This is a genomic window from Pseudoalteromonas sp. PA2MD11, assembly GCF_017808125.1.
GTDB lineage: Bacteria > Pseudomonadota > Gammaproteobacteria > Enterobacterales > Alteromonadaceae > Pseudoalteromonas > Pseudoalteromonas simplex.
The window spans coordinates 1-19,883 of the sequence record NZ_JADKNF010000011.1; the positions used below are offsets into that span (position 1 = coordinate 1).

General features: G+C 40.9%; 12 protein-coding genes and 4 tRNA genes. 12 read left to right on the forward strand and 4 right to left on the reverse strand.

Annotated features, from left to right (window positions below; genetic code table 11):
- Positions 1 to 486 precede the first annotated feature (486 nt).
- The 3 genes from ISP07_RS12475 to ISP07_RS12485 all read right to left on the reverse strand — a co-directional run bounded on the left by ISP07_RS12475 (position 487) and on the right by ISP07_RS12485 (position 4,020).
- Complete coding sequence (locus ISP07_RS12475) at positions 487 to 2,643, reverse strand: ATP-binding protein (protein ID WP_209327817.1); 2,157 nt, start codon at positions 2,641 to 2,643, stop codon at positions 487 to 489.
- 118 nt (positions 2,644 to 2,761) lie between these two features.
- On the reverse strand, positions 2,762 to 3,418 hold the full coding sequence (locus ISP07_RS12480) for a helix-turn-helix transcriptional regulator (protein ID WP_209327818.1): 657 nt from the start codon (positions 3,416 to 3,418) through the stop codon (positions 2,762 to 2,764).
- Between the two features lie 230 nt (positions 3,419 to 3,648).
- Complete coding sequence (locus ISP07_RS12485) at positions 3,649 to 4,020, reverse strand: histidine triad nucleotide-binding protein (RefSeq protein ID WP_054554869.1); 372 nt, start codon at positions 4,018 to 4,020, stop codon at positions 3,649 to 3,651.
- Between the two features lie 105 nt (positions 4,021 to 4,125).
- On the opposite strand from ISP07_RS12485, the gene ISP07_RS12490 reads away from it, so the two are divergent.
- Positions 4,126 to 4,749: a DUF2057 domain-containing protein gene (locus tag ISP07_RS12490; protein WP_209327819.1), complete on the forward strand. Its 624-nt coding sequence runs from the start codon at positions 4,126 to 4,128 to the stop codon at positions 4,747 to 4,749.
- Between the two features lie 52 nt (positions 4,750 to 4,801).
- On the opposite strand, the gene ISP07_RS12495 is transcribed toward ISP07_RS12490, so the two are convergent.
- A complete protein-coding gene (locus ISP07_RS12495) occupies positions 4,802 to 6,646 on the reverse strand; it encodes a M1 family metallopeptidase (protein WP_209327820.1) in 1,845 nt (614 codons plus the stop codon).
- A gap of 145 nt (positions 6,647 to 6,791) precedes the next feature.
- On the opposite strand from ISP07_RS12495, the gene murB reads away from it, so the two are divergent.
- The 11 genes from murB to ISP07_RS12550 all read left to right on the forward strand — a co-directional run bounded on the left by murB (position 6,792) and on the right by ISP07_RS12550 (position 19,812).
- The gene (gene murB / locus ISP07_RS12500) at positions 6,792 to 7,802 is read left to right on the forward strand and encodes a UDP-N-acetylmuramate dehydrogenase (protein ID WP_209327821.1); all 1,011 of its coding nucleotides are present in this window, start codon (positions 6,792 to 6,794) and stop codon (positions 7,800 to 7,802) included.
- Positions 7,799 to 8,791, forward strand: a complete 993-nt coding sequence (gene birA, locus ISP07_RS12505; protein ID WP_054554865.1) for a bifunctional biotin--[acetyl-CoA-carboxylase] ligase/biotin operon repressor BirA — start codon at positions 7,799 to 7,801, stop codon at positions 8,789 to 8,791. The genes murB and birA overlap by 4 nt, the downstream gene beginning before the upstream one ends.
- Positions 8,788 to 9,486: a type III pantothenate kinase gene (locus ISP07_RS12510; protein WP_209327822.1), complete on the forward strand. Its 699-nt coding sequence runs from the start codon at positions 8,788 to 8,790 to the stop codon at positions 9,484 to 9,486. The genes birA and ISP07_RS12510 overlap by 4 nt, the downstream gene beginning before the upstream one ends.
- 117 nt (positions 9,487 to 9,603) lie before the next feature.
- Positions 9,604 to 9,679 (forward strand) — tRNA-Thr (locus ISP07_RS12515).
- Between the two features lie 40 nt (positions 9,680 to 9,719).
- A tRNA-Tyr gene (locus ISP07_RS12520) sits at positions 9,720 to 9,804 on the forward strand.
- A gap of 44 nt (positions 9,805 to 9,848) precedes the next feature.
- A tRNA-Gly gene (locus tag ISP07_RS12525) sits at positions 9,849 to 9,923 on the forward strand.
- A gap of 13 nt (positions 9,924 to 9,936) precedes the next feature.
- Positions 9,937 to 10,012: transfer RNA gene (locus ISP07_RS12530), tRNA-Thr, on the forward strand.
- 136 nt (positions 10,013 to 10,148) lie between these two features.
- Positions 10,149 to 11,333, forward strand: a complete 1,185-nt coding sequence (gene tuf, locus ISP07_RS12535) for an elongation factor Tu (protein WP_054564107.1) — start codon at positions 10,149 to 10,151, stop codon at positions 11,331 to 11,333.
- Between the two features lie 414 nt (positions 11,334 to 11,747).
- The gene (locus ISP07_RS12540; protein ID WP_209327823.1) at positions 11,748 to 15,737 is read left to right on the forward strand and encodes a hybrid sensor histidine kinase/response regulator transcription factor; all 3,990 of its coding nucleotides are present in this window, start codon (positions 11,748 to 11,750) and stop codon (positions 15,735 to 15,737) included.
- 290 nt (positions 15,738 to 16,027) lie between these two features.
- Positions 16,028 to 19,525 carry a PKD domain-containing protein gene (locus ISP07_RS12545; protein ID WP_209327824.1) on the forward strand — a complete coding sequence of 1,166 codons (3,498 nt, stop codon included), beginning with the start codon at positions 16,028 to 16,030 and terminating at the stop codon, positions 19,523 to 19,525.
- A 68-nt stretch (positions 19,526 to 19,593) separates the two neighbouring features.
- Positions 19,594 to 19,812 (forward strand): hypothetical protein, encoded by a 219-nt coding sequence (locus tag ISP07_RS12550; RefSeq protein WP_054554508.1) that lies wholly within the window; start codon positions 19,594 to 19,596, stop codon positions 19,810 to 19,812.
- Positions 19,813 to 19,883 lie beyond the last annotated feature (71 nt).

Here is a 19,883-nt window from a genome sequence, read left to right on the forward strand (position 1 = left end):
GCGGGATGGAGCAGCCTGGTAGCTCGTCGGGCTCATAACCCGAAGGTCGTCGGTTCAAATCCGGCTCCCGCAACCAACTGAAATTGAAGATTAAAATTAAATGAGTTTGATAAGTAGGCACGCGAAAGCGTGTTTTTTTATGCCTGAAATTCAGGTTCAGAGCCGAAGGTCGTCGGTTCGCTCTCAAAATTCACAGCTCCCGCAACCAACTGAAATTGAAGATTAAAATTAATTGAGTTTGATAAGTAGGCACGCGAAAGCGTGTTTTTTTATGCCTGAAAAAGTAAGTCTTAAGTAATCATATCACAATCAGTTTGAAGCCGAATTGTGTTATTTGTAGGCTTTAGCCAAGGCGCTACTTTAGCGCCGAAAAACATTTCACGGCTAAAGTCGTTCCATGTTTTGATGTAGGCGTGAAATTTATTTCGCGCGTTATCTTTTGAATATTGCGCGATATAAAATCGCGCCTACAATGCTCGCTTACCGCTATGATAACTCACGCCTAGCATGCTTAAGGTAAGCTTGTAGACTTTCTTGCCAAAGTATTAGGGCTTCGGTTAATAGTTCTTTTAAGGGCTTGTTATCAAGTAACTTACGTTCGATGCGCTTCAGCTCTGTACCGTATCGATTAAATCCTAGCTGCAATGCTGTGCTTGCTTGACGGTGAATCAGTTTGATGCACTGCTCTTTATCATCATCTACAAGTTGTTGACAGCGAATGAGTTTATTTCTAGCAGATAAAACAAACTCATTGTAAATCGATGATACCTCATCCTCGCTGAATGAGCTTATCAATGTAGCAGCTGCCGTTTCATCGTAAAGTGTATCTCGTAATTCCACCGCGATACTCGCAGATTGGTTTGTTTGTGAATCGCTCAGAGCTTGACGTAATTTCTGCTGCTTTATTGGTTTGCCTACAATATCTTTTATACCTAGTGATAAATACTCTTTTATTTCATCTGGACTGAGGCTAGCGGTAAATGCTAATACTGGCGTGCGTTGATTTAAATGGTCGATATTTTTTAGCTTTTTTAAGACTTCTTGCCCTGTTAAATCAGGCAAATTCATATCGAGTAATACCACATCAAAGTGATGTTTCTGCATCAGTTCAATCGCGCTATTGCCATCTTTTGCAAGTTTTATCTTGTGCTCATCATCAGCCATAAATTCGATGGCAATTTTCTGATTTAAATCGAGATCTTCAACTAATAACACGTCTAGGCCAGTAACATAATCCTTTGATTGGTGACGCTGTTCAACTAGGCTAAGCTCACCAATAGCAAGTGAAATATCAAAACTGAAAGTACTGCCTTTTTTAAGTTCACTAGCGATGTTTAGTTTACTTCCTAGTTTTTCAAGTAAACGGCTGGTTATTGCTAATCCAAGACCTGTGCCTCCTTTCTCTTTTCCTGCACTACTTTGAACATAGGGCTCAGTAAGATATGCAATTTCTTCATCCTCAATGCCTGGCCCCGAATCTATAACGCTGATCCTAATCAGATGATCTAGCTGCCTTTCATTAAGAAGCTGTACATGTATTTTTACAACGCCTTGATCTGTAAACTTTATAGCATTGCCGACTAAATTTATAATGACTTGCCTTAGCTTTTGTTGGTCGCAGTAATAACATGCTTGTTCAGGTAAGTCATAGACAAGCTCAAACCTTAAGTGCTTTTGTTCTGCAAGAGGGCTAAGCAACAGGCAAAGATTATTTAGCCATGTCTTAAACTCTACATCTTCTTCATAAAGAGCTTCATCTCGCTGATCTAAGCTGGCGTAGTCGAGAACTTTATCTACCAATAGGTTGAGTGACTCGGCTGAATTGATTATCGCTTCGCAGTATGGTTTGTCACGTGGGTCACTCGATTGATTCATAATTAATTGTGCGCTACCTAAAATCCCATTTAAAGGTGTGCGGATTTCATGACTAATCGTTGATAAGAATAAACCTCGTATTTCTAGGTCTTTATGTGCCTTTTCAGCAAGCTGATTTAAATTTTGTTCGCGACGTTCATTACATAAAAGTGCCATACCTGTGGCATAAAATATTGGTGCAATAACACCATTAATTAATAAAGTGATGCTAAACCAATTTGAAGTTAATAAATTAGCTATATGAATATCGCCCATCATCAAAGTGCGGCTGGAAAAGAGCGCTAAAGTGATGCTAAGAATTAAAATGTAAACAATACTGCCATTGGGGTAGTTTTTTCGCCCATTACGAATGAATAATAGCAGTAAAAATGATGCCTCAGCGATATGTTGAAGATCTGAAATTAGAATTCGGTTGCGAAGCTGTGTGCTGTCAGTAGCAAGGTAAATCATGGTAAGTGATGATATGAGTGTAAATGCAATAAAGCCTTTAAAGCCTATACATTTTTTATTTAAAAACTGACAAATTGCGATTACATGAATAATGGACGCACAAAATAGAAGGGTGTTTGCAATCGCAATACTGGCAATACTACTAATATGACCAAAAAGTGCGAAGCTCATCACTGATGCAAACATGACTAAAGGGTAAAAAATATAAAGTAACGTCCCTGGTGTGTGTTTATTAGTACGCCAAGTTAAATAATTCAGTAGTGTCATTACTGCCATCATGGCAGCACTTGCATAGTATAAAGTGGCTGAATCGAGCATTTTTTTACCACAAAGTTGCTTAGAGTTTGAGGATAAGGGCTATTATGTTGTTTAGCAAGCAGAAACAAAAACAGACGCAAGTAGCGTCTGTTTTAACAAGTAGGATATATAGTGCAGCTTAGCGAATTTCGTCAGGTATATTTTGCTGAGCCCAAGAAAGTAGCTCGATACGGTTACGGCATTTAGTTTTACGAAATGCACTATATAAGTGAGTTTTAACAGTATGAGGACTAATGCTAAGATCTTCAGCAATCTCTTTATTTTTAGAACCTTTACTCATTAATGAGATTATAGCTTTTTCGCGTTTAGTTAACTTAACTGGCTCAATGTCACCATCAGTCAATTTATGTAATGCGTCTTTGTTAAATTGCAACATACGATTTAGTGCATTACACATGATGTCACGACGATACCACAGCTGATCTTCAAGTAACAAGCGGATGCCTTTCATAAGTACGTCAGCGTTATCAGTGGTATAAAATACACCTCTAATACCGCTTAAAAGAGCACGATTAGCTAACTCAGGGTTCTCATCTAAGTTAAATAATACGATATCGCATTTAATTCGTAGATTAACTAACTGCTCCTTCAATTTCCCCCACGGATCTGTACTTGACGTTTCAATGAATAGCAATCGTGTGCCTTCAGGTACTTCAGAAATATCAGTACCAGATGTCACAGCGAGTCCTTGTGTTTTTAACAGTGGTTCTAATACATTTACACCAATCGTGTTAATCGGTTCTGGATCTAATAATAAAAAGGCTGAACTACTCATATTTATTCACTCTTGAAAAAAGTTGACAATTGCATCCTATCACGCAATCCACCCCTTTCGTATTAGAAATTTCTGAGACTTGTGCAGGAAAAGTACAGTTTGTGTCTATTTTGTGTCAAAAAATACAGCTAGTTAACTAATTGCAATACATTAACTAGCTGATCTGTCACTATTATAGACAAAAACAGTATCTTTGTTCTACCTTTTACATATTTTTACATACTAAAATATTAGAGATTGGTTTTTTTCTTGTCTTGATACGGAGGCCAGCCCATTGTTTTACCTGCCAGCATATGTAGGTGTATATGGTACACAGTTTGTCCGCCATGGTCATTACAGTTCATTACGACGCGAAAACCGTCTTCACTAAAGCCAAACTGTTTGGCAAGTTTGGCAGCAACCACATATAAATGACCGACTAAAGATGCATTTTCTTCTGTAACATCATTAATCGTCGCTATTGGTGTTTTTGGGATGATCAGCACATGAAAAGGGGCTTGTGGGTTAATATCTTTAAAAGCTAAAGATAACTCGTCTTCATATACAATATCAGCAGGGATCTCTCGGTTAATAATCTTTGTAAAAATAGTCTCTTGGCTCATACTTAGCTCTCTTATAAATGTGGTTAAATGACCGCCCACTAATGACAAACTTTATTTGCAGTGTCAAACTGAAACTGCCGTAAATTGAACAACCAAGGAGTGAACATGCGTAAGTTAGTATTACTGAGTAGTGCGTTAATGCTATTAAATAGTTTAAGTAGTATCGCTGAGACTATTCACTTTCCAGAAGAGTTTGTACCCTTACAAGTCGGAGAGCGACTTATTGAGCAGTCGTTTTTCAGTCGTGTTGACGATGTTGAACTTGCTCCTGGTACTTACCAAGTGAAGATGAAATATACCGATCTTTACGAGCAAGGGTATGATGACCACCAAGTTGTTGAATCAGAGCCGTTTTGGGTTGAGCTCACGGTAGAGAGTGGCAAAGACTATGACTTAGTGTTTAATCGTGCCAGTAATGCTGTTGCTGCAGAAGTGTTTGCTGAATCACCGCAAGTAAGCTTAAAAGCTAAGGGCAGTGAACTCGCTGTGCCACTATCGATAGTTAGCTATCGTGCAGCTAGCGCGCCTGTACAAGCTGTGGCTAGTGCCCCAGTTGCTGCTACAAGCAACAAGCCTGCGACTGCAGTACCTGTCACATTGCCTGCAAAAGTACCCGGCGGACAAGCGGGTTTGAAAAATATGCCGAATGCGGCTGCGATGCTTGAGTTTTGGTGGCAACAAGCAAGCCCTGAAGAGCGCCGTGCGTTCTTGCAAAAAGTAACCAACTAATAAAATAATTAAAAAAGGCGCTGATTGCAGCGCCTTTTTTGTGTTTGATGACTTACTTTGCAAATAAGTCGTCAACAGTACCTTGTGCAAGTGGGTGGTAACCCGGACGTGCTTTTAAGTACACATCATGCGCCCAGTCTTTTTTACCGTTTTTAATAAGTGCTTTATAGAGTGGCACAATTAACTTACGACGACCGATGCCTGATAGGTGTTCATCAAGCGCTGGGTAAATTGGCTGATAACCATTACCTACCGCTAGCATAAACCAAGCGAAAGCACTCTCTGCATTAGTTGACTGTGTTAGGTTGAATTGATTATCAAGCTCAGTCATTTTTTCGATGCTTAAATCGCGAGGTAGATTATTTAAAAAGTGTAGCCACTCGTGAACTGACCAATCCGCTGTTGGTAACTGGGCTGCACTGATCTCACCGTTTAACCATGTTTTGGTTACAGCATCAACTTTGTCGAAGGCATCAGACGTTGGGTTAGGGGCATCGCTTGGTAAACCAGGCTCAAAGATCCACTCATTAACTTTATCCATGCTCACAACGCCTGGATATTTTTCGATCAAGTTAGCTTTTAAGTAAGTAACAAATTGCGCTGTTGTAAGAGACTTAAACGCAAATTGGTCAAAGTAACCCTTTACGAATGGGTCAAACTTATCACGGCCAAATTTGTTTTCTAGATAGATTAAGAAAAGCTGACCTTTAGTGTAAGGCACCGAGCTAAATGCATCATCAGGATCGCGGCCATTAAGTTTTAAGTTAAGTCGCGTATCTGGTGCTGGTAGAGTTTTAAGTAATGCACGTAAGCCTGCTGCATCAAGCGCTTGTTCCATAACTGCACGGTCACGGCCAAACACTTCTTCCATAATGCGGTTTTCAACGTAAGACGTGAAACCTTCGTTTAGCCATAAGTCTTCCCACGTCGCATTGGTTACTAAGTTACCAGACCAAGAGTGAGCAAGCTCGTGAGCAATTAGGTTTACTAAGCTTTTATCGCCAGCAACAACCGTTGGTGTGATGAATGATAAACGAGGGTTTTCCATGCCACCAAATGGGAAGCTTGGCGGTAGCATTAATAAGTCATAACGACCCCATGCGTATTCGCCATACATCGCGTTAGTTTTATCGATCATCGCTTGCGTGTCGTTAAACTCAGCAACTGATGCATCTAAAATTGTTGGCTCAGCAAAGATACCCGTTTGCTTAGACATGGCTTTAAATTCTAAATTACCTGCACCAATTGCGATTAAGTATGGCGAAATTGGTTGTGGCATATTAAATAGATAATCGCCGTCCTTATAAAGTGCATCTTTGTTATCAGCACTCATTACCGCACGAATGTCTTTAGGAGTGTGAATACGTGCCGAGTAGGTTACGCGCATTGCTGGCGTATCTTGTACTGGGATCCAACTACGAGCATGAATTGCTTGTGATTGGCTGTACATAAATGGGTGTGATTTACTGGCTGTTTGCTCTGGCGTTAACCACTGTAAACCTGAAGCTTCTGGGCGGCTGTTGTAATAAATACGTGCTTTAACCGCTTGGCTTTTAAATTTAATTGTTAATTTTGAGCCCTTTACGTCATCACGTGCAGCAAGGGTGAAGTCAGCTTTGTGCCAGCTGCCTTTTTGATCTTGATACATTACTTTGTCGATATCTAAATCGCGTGTATCAAGTACCAGTGTTTTGCTTGTTGCATTGTGCCAATCTAGCGTGTGCTCAACAAAACCTTCTAGTTGTTTGTCATCAAAATCAACATCTAAATCTAGTAGTAGGTGAGTGGTTGTTACGTCATCTAAGTTTGCGTAAGTGTGCTGGCTGATTGCATCTGCAGTTGCTTGAGAGCAAGCACCGGCTATAGCAAGACTTAAAAGTAATGGTTTAAACTTCATAATAACCCTGGAACGGAAATGAAAAAGAGCCCGTTTTATAACATGATTAGTGCAGTGGGTTGAGTGATTTTTACAATCTAATGCGTATTTTGCGACGATAGGTTACACTAATGCGATTAGTTACCGGTAACCTTTGAGGCGTTTTGTGGCTCAGTCCCTGCAATCTTTTCATACCTTTTCTTTGCCAAGCCAATGCCAGCATTTTTATCAAATTGATGAAGTGAATCAGCTTTTAAGCACAGACTTTTCTGCGCCATTTTGTATTTTAGGTGAAGGCAGTAATACGGTGTTTTTATCTGACTACCAAGGTGCTGTGATCTACATGAATACGAAGGGCATCGACATAGAGCTGCAAAACGATGGCTTTTTATTGCACATTGCAGCCGGAGAAAACTGGCACCAATTAGTTGCTATGACTATTGCTAATGACATGCCTGGGCTTGAAAACCTTGCTTTAATTCCCGGCACCGTTGGTGCTGCGCCAGTGCAAAATATTGGTGCATATGGTGTAGAGCTTGAAAAGTTTGTGAGTTATGTCGACTACTTTGATATTGCCACCAAAACCATAAAGCGCTTAACTAAAGGTGAATGCCAATTTGGCTATCGTGACTCTATCTTCAAGCATGCACTGAAAAATCAAGCGGTGATCACCCAAGTAGGGTTGCAGTTACCTAAAAAATGGCAGCCAGTTCTGAGTTATGGACCATTGCAACAGCTTTCAGAACCCTCTCCACAACAGGTATTTGAGCAAATTATCACAACCAGAAACAGCAAACTACCAAACCCTAGTGAACTTGCTAATGCAGGAAGTTTTTTCAAAAATCCAGTGATCAGGAATGAGCAACTTGCGTTACTTTTAAAACAGTACCCAGAACTACCTCATTACTTTGTGGATGCTGAGCATCATAAAGTTGCGGCGGGGTGGTTGATTGAGCAAGCTGGGTTAAAAGGCTTTAAGGTCGCAGGTATTGAAGTGCATCAGCAGCAAGCGTTAGTGCTAGTAAACCACGGTAATAGTACAGGTGATGACTTAATTGCCATGGTAAAGCATGTACAACAACAGATTTGGCATAAATATCAGATTGCTTTACAGCACGAAGTACGCCTGATCAATGCCTATAATGAATGTCACATTGAATTGGGAGCTTCATCATGAAAGCGCCAGATGGAAATAAACTCGCTATTTTACAAGCTTTAAATACCGGTGGTTTTATTTCTGGTCAGCAATTGGGCGAGCAGCTCGGTATTAGCCGTGCAGCAGTGGGTAAACATATTCACTCTTTGCAGGAAATGGGGCTCGATATATTTAAGGTTACGGGTAAAGGGTATTGCCTTAATAATAGTGCAGGCTTACTGAACAAAGATAAAATCGGTCTGCATTATAATGAGTTAGGTGGCAGCACCGCTAATGTTGAAGTGCAGCCTATTATTGACTCAACCAACAGTGAGTTAATGCGCCGTTTGCAAACAGAAGTATCACTGCCATCTGGCAGCGTATTAGTTGCAGAAATGCAGCAAGCGGGAAGAGGGCGCCGTGGGCGCGTTTGGCAATCTCCGTTTGGTGCAAACTTATACTTTAGTTACTTTTGGCGTTTGGATGATGGTTTGCAAGCTGCTATGGGGGTATCTATTGCTGTTGGGCTTGCTGTTTACGATACGCTTAAAGCCTTATATCAATTGGATGTAGAGCTTAAGTGGCCAAACGATATCTACTTAAACCGTGAAAAATTAGCGGGTGTATTAGTTGAGCTTGATGGTCAGCCGCAGGGGCCTTGCCAGCTTGTAATAGGTATAGGTATCAATTTACATATGCCAGAAAGTGTTAGCCAACACATAGATCAAGCATGGACTGATTTAAGCCAGCATGTACAGGGATTAGATAAAAACAAGCTGGTGGCCTATTTGTGCTTTTATTTAGAAAAACGCTTAGCCCAGTATCAGCAATCGGGTTTAAACGATATGTATCTACAATGGAATCAATTAAATGCATTTGCAGGCGAGTGTGTTGAGCTAAATACGGGTCATCGTAGCTGGCGTGGTATTTGCGAAGGAATTGATAATCAAGGTGGCGTACGTATTCGCCAAGATGGCGAAGTGAAAAGTTATTATGGTGGTGAAATTTCATTACGTAAGGCAGAGCTATGAAACTATTAGTGGATGTTGGCAATACCGCAATTAAAGCCGTTTTGTTTGATGGTAAGGATTACCAAACCTGTGAACTCAGCAATTTACCTTGGTCACAAATAACAGAGCTGGTCTATGCCTGCGTGGGTAGCACTGAGCTACTTAAACCGTTATTAGCACAGGCGCAGCAACATGCTGTTCCTTACTTTGAAGCAGAGGTGACCGCTAAACTCGCTACGTTAACCTGTGCTTATCAGCAGTTTCAAAACCTAGGAATTGATCGCTGGCTCGCGGTGATCGCTGCGTATGTAGAATATCCCGAGCAAAACTGCATTATTATCGATGCCGGTACAGCAACGACAATTGATGTGCTCAATATAGAAGGCGCGCATCTAGGAGGCTGGATCTTACCTGGCCTTGATTTAATGACCTCATCACTTACCCAAAATACGCAACGCGTGTTTGATGATGAGCAAACCCCATTTATGACTGAGTTAGGGCGTAATACGCCAAATGGCCTAAAAAATGGTGCTATGGTTGCTACTCTCGGCGCAATCGAGCAAGCAAAACAATATCTTAACCAACAGGGGTGTCAGTTATTATTTGCTGGTGGTTATGGAAAGCTGTTAGCAGATACATATATAGATGCTAAGTTTGACAGCTTGCTCGTATTTAAAGGACTGAATTATTGGCGTGAATTAGCTATAAAGCAGTAAAAATACGGCAATTTGCCTGAATAGTGAGCGTTTAACACATAAATTCACATTTTTTTTAATTTTATGGTTGCATCACAATAAACCTTACCTTAGAATCTCGCCCCGTACTAAAGCAGTGCCGACTTAGCTCAGTTGGTAGAGCAACTGACTTGTAATCAGTAGGTCATCCGTTCAACTCGGATAGTCGGCACCACTTTCCTTTTACCGGAAGTGACTTAGTAAAGAATTTTCGTGGAGGGGTTCCCGAGCGGCCAAAGGGATCAGACTGTAAATCTGACGGCTCAGCCTTCGCTGGTTCGAATCCAGCTCCCTCCACCACTTTATTCTTGACGGTTAGAGGTAGTTTAAGAACAGGTTCCTATGCGGGCATCGTATAATGGCTATTACCTCAGCCTTCCAAGCTGATGATGCGGGTTCGATTCCCGCTGCCCGCTCCAGACTTCTGGTGTTGCTGATATAGCTCAGTTGGTAGAGCGCACCCTTGGTAAGGGTGAGGTCGGCAGTTCAAATCTGCCTATCAGCACCAGTATCGAGAACTCATCTTAATTTCTTCCTTTATCTGTCAGAAAAAACTATTTGAAATTTGAAAAAATTAAATTAATCTACCCTCGGTGGATTATTTTCATATGTAATCTAGATACACAAAACTGATAGGTTCCGTCATGGCAAAAGAAAAGTTTGAACGCGTAAAACCGCACGTAAACGTTGGTACAATCGGCCACGTTGACCACGGTAAAACAACTCTAACAGCAGCAATCACTAACGTACTTGCAAAAGTATACGGTGGTGTAGCTAAAGATTTCGCATCAATCGATAACGCTCCAGAAGAGCGTGAGCGTGGTATCACAATCTCAACTTCACACGTTGAGTACGATACTCCAACTCGTCACTACGCACACGTAGACTGTCCAGGACACGCCGATTATGTTAAAAACATGATCACTGGTGCTGCTCAAATGGACGGCGCAATCCTAGTAGTTGCTGCGACTGACGGTCCTATGCCACAAACTCGTGAGCACATCCTACTTTCTCGTCAGGTTGGTGTACCTTACATCATCGTATTCATGAACAAATGTGACATGGTTGACGACGAAGAGCTACTTGAGCTAGTTGAGATGGAAGTTCGTGAACTTCTTTCTGAGTACGACTTCCCAGGTGATGACTTACCACTAATCCAAGGTTCAGCGCTTAAAGCGTTAGAAGGCGAGAAAGAGTGGGAAGACAAAATCGTTGAGCTTGCAGAAGCACTAGATTCTTATATCCCAGAGCCAGAGCGTGACATCGATAAGCCATTCATCATGCCTATCGAAGACGTATTCTCAATCCAAGGTCGTGGTACTGTTGTAACAGGCCGTGTTGAAGCTGGTATCATCAACGTGAATGACGAAGTTGAAATCGTAGGTATCAAAGAAACTACGAAGACAACTTGTACAGGTGTTGAGATGTTCCGTAAGCTTCTAGACGAAGGTCGTGCGGGTGAGAACATCGGTGCACTTCTACGTGGTACTAAGCGTGAAGACGTTGAGCGTGGTCAAGTACTAGCTAAGCCTGGTTCAATCACTCCACACACGAAGTTCACTTCAGAAGTATACGTACTTTCTAAAGATGAAGGTGGTCGTCACACTCCATTCTTCAAAGGTTACCGTCCACAGTTCTACTTCCGTACAACTGACGTAACAGGTGACGTACAGTTACCAGACGGCGTTGAAATGGTAATGCCTGGTGATAACATCAAGATGACTGTAGAACTAATCTGCCCAATCGCGATGGACGAAGGTTTACGCTTCGCTATCCGTGAAGGTGGCCGTACAGTTGGTGCTGGTGTTGTTGCAACTATCGTTGAGTAATCAACTATAGTGATGCATTAAGCATTAAGAAAAACCCGAGCTTAGTCTCGGGTTTTTTATGGGTGAAAAAAGCTGTCAGCTTTCAGACGTCAGATTAGATCGAGAGGGTTGTTTACTTCTGTGTATCACTCAGCATTCGGCCTGTTTATTCTTCTGGTAGGTTGATTTGAGCGCAGCGAAACCCAACACAATCCATGTAAACCTTTTCTTTGGTAAAGCCAAACCACATTAAAGCACTCCCAAGGTTATGCTTGGCCTATAACCTAGAGCCTTTACCCTCGCTAACTCGCATCTAAATCCAACCCCTTGATATCTATCTTGGTTATTCATCCCTAAATTGGGAAATGATTATGAATGTTAGCTGAACTGAACTACGCTTGATTAATAACTAATAATAAATGTGTAGATTTAGGGATGATCCGTTTTTTAATAGCGCTGTTAGCACTTCTGTTCTTACCTCCAGCTTGGTCTGCATTTCATAATTACGATATTGAGGATGGATTATCGCAAAGTGTTGTGTTCGATATTGTGCAAGATCAGCAAGGTTTTATGTGGTTTTCGACGCAGGCAGGTTTAAACCGTTTTGATGGCAATGAGTTTACCGTATTCACAGCCTCTGATGAGGCAAATAGCCTAGCAAATAACTATATCTATCCATTGGCACTTGATAGCGAATCACAGCTGTTTATAGGTACGCGAAATAGTGGTGTAAACCAACTTGCATTACATAATTATCAATTTTCTGAGCCACTCTTAAAAGAGCGTCGCATCACCAGTTTATTGGTAGCGCAACAGCACGTTTATATTGGTACTTACGACGGCAGCCTGTTTCGTTACGATAAGCGAACACAGCAACTTGAAAGGCTAATAACAGACTTAAAAAAGCCTATTTATGCGCTATCAAAAATTGCCGACATCCTTTGGATTGGTACCCATGGAGCTGGGTTACTTCATTATGATCTTATTAATAAACAACAAATTAATACTATTTTTTCTGGCTTTGCTGAGCCAATAGATATTCATGCCAGTATCTTTGCTATCAAACAGGCAGCTGATGGCAGTATTTGGTTGGCAAGTCAGGGTGGTGGCTTATACAAGATTGAGTTAAGCACTAAAACAATGACGCAGTGGCTTACCTCTAATGATGGCGGTGTTGGGCTTAGCAGTAATGAAATTCGTGATATTGAGTTTGATAGCCAAGGCCAAGTTTGGCTGGCAACGCGAGGTGGCGGGGTTAATGTTTACGATCCAATTAATGCAAGCTTCACCGTTTTAGCACATGACCCATTTGATAAATATAGTCTTGCTCATAACCGGGTTTATAGTATCTACCGAGACAGTAGCGACATTATGTGGTTTGGTACTGCCAATGGGATCAGTAAGCTCGACCCAGCATCATTGCAATTTAGTAAGTTAAAAAAGCCAGCGCCACTTTCAAGTAACGATGCGTGGGCGCTATTTGAAGACTCAAAGCAACGTATTTGGTATGGCAGCTGGGGTGGCGGTATCGATATTCTTGATCAGCAATTAAATCGTTTAGAGCGCATAACCACCGAAAGTTCACCGTATTCAATCAGTAGCAATGCAATTAAAGCCATTGCCGAAGATCGTAATGGCGATATATGGATTGGCAGTTGGCAGCAAGGGATTGATGTTTTGCATACCGATGGTAGCATCAGTCACTTTCGAGCAGGTGAAGGCGAGCATGGCTTAACTGAAAACAGTATATATGCTCTTTTAGTCGATGAGAAAAATAATGTCTGGGTTGGCACGAATGGTGGAGGGCTGTTTTGCTTTGATAGGCAGCGCAGCAAATTTATTAGTTTTGCACAGCCTGTAGCGAATACACAACTTGTAATTCCAACGGCGCGGGTGACGAGTTTATATAAAAGCTCTCAAGCAGAGCTTTGGATAGGCACAGATGGTGATGGGGCTTATCATTACAACGCTGCAACCGATACTCTCACTAATTATCGCAAAGGCGACTTAGCTTTATCTGATAATACAGTGCGAGCGTTTTTAGAAATTGACCAGCAAATGTGGCTCGCAACATCGAACGGCTTAAATATTATTGATTTGAGCAATCAGCAAGTGCATCAGTTTAATGTCGCTCAAGGCCTTCCTAATCAAGTCGTTTATGCGTTGTTAAAAGATAACGACGATTGGGTTTGGCTTAGTACCAACAATGGCCTCGCTAAAATAGACCCAGCAACCATGAGCATTAAAAATTATAAAGCTCGACATGGCTTACAAGGTAATGAATTTAATGCCGGTGCTTATTTAAAAACCCGTGATGGCCGCTTGATGTTTGGTGGCACACAGGGGGTGAGTGTCATTAATCCTGCTGACCTTGGATTCAATGCCATTGGTGGCCAGTTAGCGCTTACTAGCTTGCAATTTGATGATGAGGATGTGGTAAACGAAGGAGTCAGTCGTTTAGGCAGTTTATACCAAATAGAAAAAAGCCGTTCAGTGACTATTCCTGCGGGCATCAAACGGGTTCACTTTCAGATTGGTTACTTACACTACTCTGAGCCACAGACTAACCTGTACTCTTATCAGTTAGCGGGCTTTGAACAGCAATGGCGTAAAGCTACAGGGCCTTTTTTATCTGTTGATTATACTAACCTTCCTGCTGGTAAATATCAGTTGAAAGTTAATGCTAGTAGTGAAAGCGGGGCAAATGTGCTCACTCCATTACTGTTAAACATAACCGTTCTTGCTCCTTGGTGGCAAACTAGTGAGTTTTATCTGTTAGCGGCTATGCTTATTTTGGCGATGGTGTGGCTATTCACAGTGCTTTGGACTCGCCGGATACGCAAACAAAAATATTATCTGGAGCAAATTGTTAGTGAGCGTACCGACGAAATCGCAGAGCAAAAAACGCTCATCGAACAGCAAGCTGAAGCTCTGAGTGATTCACTCGAAAATAAAGTACGCTTCTTCACGCATGCATCTCATGAATTACGAACTCCTTTGAGTTTGTTGATTGCGCCGTTGCAAAAGCTAATAGCTGATGAGCGAATTACTGAAAAGCGTGAGCAGCTGAATTTGGTATTGCGAAATAGCCGGCGTTTAGAAAATTTGGTTGATAAGCTATTAACGCTGACTCGTTATGATGAGCGCCATGAAGAGATTATAAAAGTTGTGTCACTATCGGCAATTGCCAGAGAGGTCGCAGGGCAGTTTGCTGTGTTAGGTGAAAAGCCTATCGACTTTAAGGTCGATATTGAAGAAGCCGTATTTATCGAAAGCACCCGAGAAGGGGTGATCACGATTCTTACCAACCTTTTAAGCAATGCATTTAAATATACTCAGCAAGGTCAAGTCGGCTTAACCGTAAGCGTATCAGGTGAGCTTGCCAACATAGAAGTAACAGACACAGGTAAAGGTATCGCAGACGCTGAAAAAGGCAAAGTATTTGATACTTTCTACAGAGTGAGTAGTCATGCAAATGTAGAAGGTAGTGGCGTTGGCCTAGCCATCGTTAAGCGTTTGGTTGATAAGTACAAAGGCACGCTTGTGCTGGCAAGTCGCTTAGGGGAAGGAACTAGTTTTAAACTTTCATTCCAAGCAACGCAATTTGCCGCTCAAGCTTCTGCTGCAAGTATCAGTTTAAAATCAAATGAAGTGCAGAATAAAGCCAGTGTATTAATTATTGAAGACAACGATGAGTTACGCCATTACCTTAAATCTGAGTTACAACACCGCTACCAAGTTTTATTAGCGCAAGATGGTCAAGTTGGATTACAAATAGCTTTGAGCCAAGTGCCAGATTTAATCATCACTGATTTAATGATGCCTAAAGTTGATGGCTTTACTGTGTTAGACTCATTACATAACTCGCCCGTTACATGCCATATCCCAGTAATTATTTTGACCGCAAAGGGCGATTATGAAACTCGAGTGAGTAGTTTGCAGCAACACGCGCTAGATGTGATCACTAAACCATTCGATAGAGAAGAGCTATTTTTAAAAATTGAGAACTGGCTAGGCTGGGTAGCTCAATATGCACAACAATCGAAATCTGAAAAGTCGCCACATAAAGCTCAGCAAAGAACGGCCTTTTCACTCGATCCGAGAGACAAAAAGCTGCTTGAAAAGTTAGCTGAATATGTTGCTGAGCATTTTCATCAGCAGGGCTTTTCTATGCTTGAATGTGCGAAGCACTTAGCATTGAGTGAGCGTCAATTCCAAAGAAAGTTAAAAGTATTGTTAAATATCACACCAAGTGAATATCTTCGCGAATATAGATTGCAAAGAGCTGCTGAGTTGTTACAGCAGGGTCGCCAAGTAAGTCTAGTTATAGATGATGTTGGTTTTTCTTCACGTTCGTATTTTTCTAAGTTTTTCAAAGAAAAATATGGTGTGACGGCAAAAGAATATCAATGTCAAAAACTTTAACCTACTGTTTTTTAATTACATGTCGTATTTGAGTACATTTTTGTCGGCATTCAGTACACACAATTTGAATAACTCATCTACCATAAAATCTTAATGAAAAATGAACGGGAAAACATGCTTCGAAGTACTCAAATTGACGGGCAAACATAAAGTCTAATTTATGGTTAAAAGAGTGATCGAGCGCTGACCTTGTTCATACGTTTATTAAGATTTGCTTCCTTTGAGATTGGCAACTGCTCTGCAGTTGCCTCTTTTTAGTGAGCTATACCGCAATCAATGTAAGGATTAACATGATGAGCCCTCCAAATTTCAGGTCTATGAATTTTATAAAACAATTACTTTTTGCAGCCAGTATTATTAGCTTAACAGCTTGTGGTGGGAATAATAGCAATAACGAAGATGATACCCCTCCTGTTGCCGAAGAGAATAAAAGTCCAACAGTATCAATTAACAGTGACACAGAGTTATTAGAGGGAGAGGAGCTAGTTTTACAGGCGACAGCGACTGATAGTGACGGAAGTATTAGTCAATATGCTTGGACACAAGTATCTGGTCCTACCCTTGATCTTTCTGGTAGCGATACAAGCACCTTAACAATTACAGCACCTGCAGTTGAAGAAGATGCAGATATTGTTCTTGCTTTGACTGTAACAGATGATGACGATGCAACTGCAAGTGCAGAAGTTAATATAGCTCTGAAGCGCAAGGCACTAAAAATAACATTTGAAGGCATTGTAACAGATGAGCCAATTGTTAATTCTAGTGTTGTAGTTCAAATTGGTGATGAACAGTTTGAAGTAACCGCGGATGCCCAGGGTCGTTTTAGCGTAGATATTGAAGTGGATGACTCTGATGCAAATGAATTAGTGAAGCTAGTCGCATATGGTAATAATTCAATCAATCCCGGTGTAGAGTTTGTCTCACAGCTAAAATCAATTTCAACTTTGCTGGCGCAAGCAGGAGCTGATGGAAAACTTAGTAAAGAGGATAATTTTGGCGTTAATGTAACTAATGTTACTACCGCAGAGTTTGCATTATTGACTCGTGATGGTGCTGATATCAACTCCGAAGAAGCACTCGATGATGCATTGTTAGCTGTTGATGCGGATGAGAAGTTACTTTTAGCATCATTAATTAAAATTATTGTTGATAACGAAAACTATGAACTTCCTGAAGGCGTCGAATCAACCTTAGACCTAGTATCAAGTTCTGAGGATATTGATAACTTTGTTAATACCGTAGAGAGCCAAGAACCGGGTCTAATTGAATCGACAAAAGAAGAAATTAAAGAAGATGATGAACTTGTAGATCAGACCGTTACTAGCATTGTGGGTGAGTATATTTTAATGCAGCCGCAATACTATAGAGCATCAACTGCGCAGTTAGAGTTTAAGGCTGATGGAACTGGCTATGCTAGTTTGATTGATGTCGATACAAGCTTTAATTGGTCTCAGCAAGAGCAGGATATTACAATTAATTTAGCTGAGCCTGTACTTATAAACTGCTCATTTAGCAATGATGAAAATGATCAGCAGCAGGAGGTATGTGAGTATTTAGTTGAGTTAGATCTAATTATTCTCTTGGAAAATGATGCTAATAGAACTGTAGAGTTTTCTCGCAAAACTGAAACTCGTTTCAGTAACAGCGGTGAAGTGTATAACAGCTCTGAATCTAATTATAACGCCACCCTTATTGAACAACGACAAACACTTGCAGTGACAGCAGATGAGCTTATTGGTACTTGGGTTATTGATAATTTGAGCGAGTTTGGTGGGTATAGTAGTGCTGTAAGTATTGAGCTACTTTCTGGTGGAACTGGGACGCTCACTGATAACGATAAAGCGCCTGTAAGTGTTACTTGGCAAGTTGATGAGAATCAACTGCTTATAAGTAATAGCGCAGAAAGTATCAATTATGACATCGCAATTTGGTTAGTTAAAAATGTACAAGTTGGTTATCAATTTGCTGCATCACTCGAAGCTAAAACAGATGATAGCTCGCGAACAGTTACTGGTTTAATGGTGAAAGATAACCAGCTTTCATTTACTGAAGCAGATCTACTTGGTAAATGGACTGTGTACCAAGGTTATAACTCACCACAAACAGACCTTCATTACGACGTTTATGACGATGGTTTAATGAATTTTAATTTGAATCAAAACTTTCGTTCTTGGCAAGTAAGTAGTGATGGAGAATTCTTACGTTATAACTATTTTACAAGTAATGGCATTCAGCCAATCTGCCCTGAAGATGATGTTTGCCAAGTATATAGTGAGTTTTCTCAACGTCTGCTAGCAACCAATAACGGGCAAAACTTTACTTACCGTAAGTATCGCTTTTTTAATTATGACGGAACCGAACGCCCAGAGGATTACTCATCACATCTTCGTAACTTCTCAGTTTCTAAGGAATATGGCGTATCTAAATTTGCTCCCTACTGGTTAGAAGAAAACGCTAGCTATGATGAAAATGGTTATCCGATAAACGTTGGCTTTATTGAGCTTTATTCGCCAAGGGAACGTGGTGTTGAAACTATTAAAGTTGAGACAATCTATAACGATGAATTAGATGAATATAAACGTAGAATTAGCTTTTCATATCTTGGAGTTTTAACTGAATATGACTACAGCTTAGCCTCCGGCAAATTGATGTTTAATACATCGCAAGCAGAGGTTAGTGACTTTGATAGGTATTTCTTAACGGTTTGTGTTTATGCGCAGTCAGCGAATTGTACTGAAGGTGATAAGCAAGCTTGGTTCTTTGATAAAGCGATGGCGGAAGCGCAGGTTGATATTGATCGCCCTGCAACAGAGCACCCGTTAGATGGCGCCTGGCAACTTGCCGATGAACCTGATGTTGCAGTGGTTTTACGTGATGGGAAGTGGATTCAGATTCAAGCAATGGCAGATGAAGGCGTTGATGATGCTCATCCGGGATTTGAGTTAGGCGATTTTACTTGGAATGAGAGTACAGGTGAGTTTGCTGTTGAACTAAGCGAAGATACCAATGGAAGTTTTGGGATTGACGATGCTGGCAGCATTATAGCGTCTGTCTCTGCAGATACACTTACTCTTGAAATTGAAGGGGAAGGTGATGTTGTACTAACACGTATTTATAGTCTGGGAAATCCACTAGTAGGTGCTTATTTCGATGGGTCGCTTGATGGTGACTTCTTTATGGGCATATTTAAAGAAGACGGTACTTTCTTAGAGCTTGCTCATGACACTGAAAATGATGAGCTGGGTATATCTGGAGGCTACTATAATTATGACGTTGAGAATCAAAAAGTGTTTGTCGATTTCTATGAAAAAACATACGGTAGCCCAATAGAAGAAGCTGACCCGCACTTTATTGTCAAAGCACAAGGCAACTTTTTACAATTTAAAGATGGCGATGACTTCGGTGTAATGCAAAGAATTACGCGAGTTATTGAGCAAGATTCTTTTACCGAAGTCGACTTAATTGGTACACATATTTTCACCTATATGGCCGAGAGTGGTGGTGTTGAAACATCAAATATTGTCATTGCTGAAGATGGCAGCGCTTCATTCGAATTAGATGGTGAAGTTCGTAGTGCGTCTTGGGAGCTGCATTTAGGATCTTTAATGATGTTTAGTGAGGCTACCGAGAGTCAGAATTATGGTTATGGCGTGTTAATGACTCCTATCACAACCGTTGATGGAGGATTTAGCGTTGAAACTTTAGGTTTTGAAGTACCAGAAAGCTATAACGAAGATGATGACCCTGCATTACATACATTTTTGTCAGGCAGCTTAATTAAGCAGTAATTTATACCCAAACCACCTCAAGATGCAGAGTTCAGCGTTTCACAGGTGCTTAAAATCAAGGCGTTACTTTGCAAGAATGGCAGTCCCTTTTAAGAAGTAACAACGATGAAAGTAAGTGCCTGCGAAGCGCCCAAAGGGTTGGTTTAAAAGCGATTTATACTGCGTTATTGATTTTAACAATAGAACCACTATTACTTGCAATCAATGCCTTGCCTAAATCGCTTTTAATTCCAACTGAAACTCGCACCTTGAAATGGTTTGGGTATATAAAGCCCAGTACTGTATAAAGTACTGGGCTGTTTTTTAGGATTGATAGTCGTAGTAAATCAAAATACACACCAGCTAACCTACTTAGATC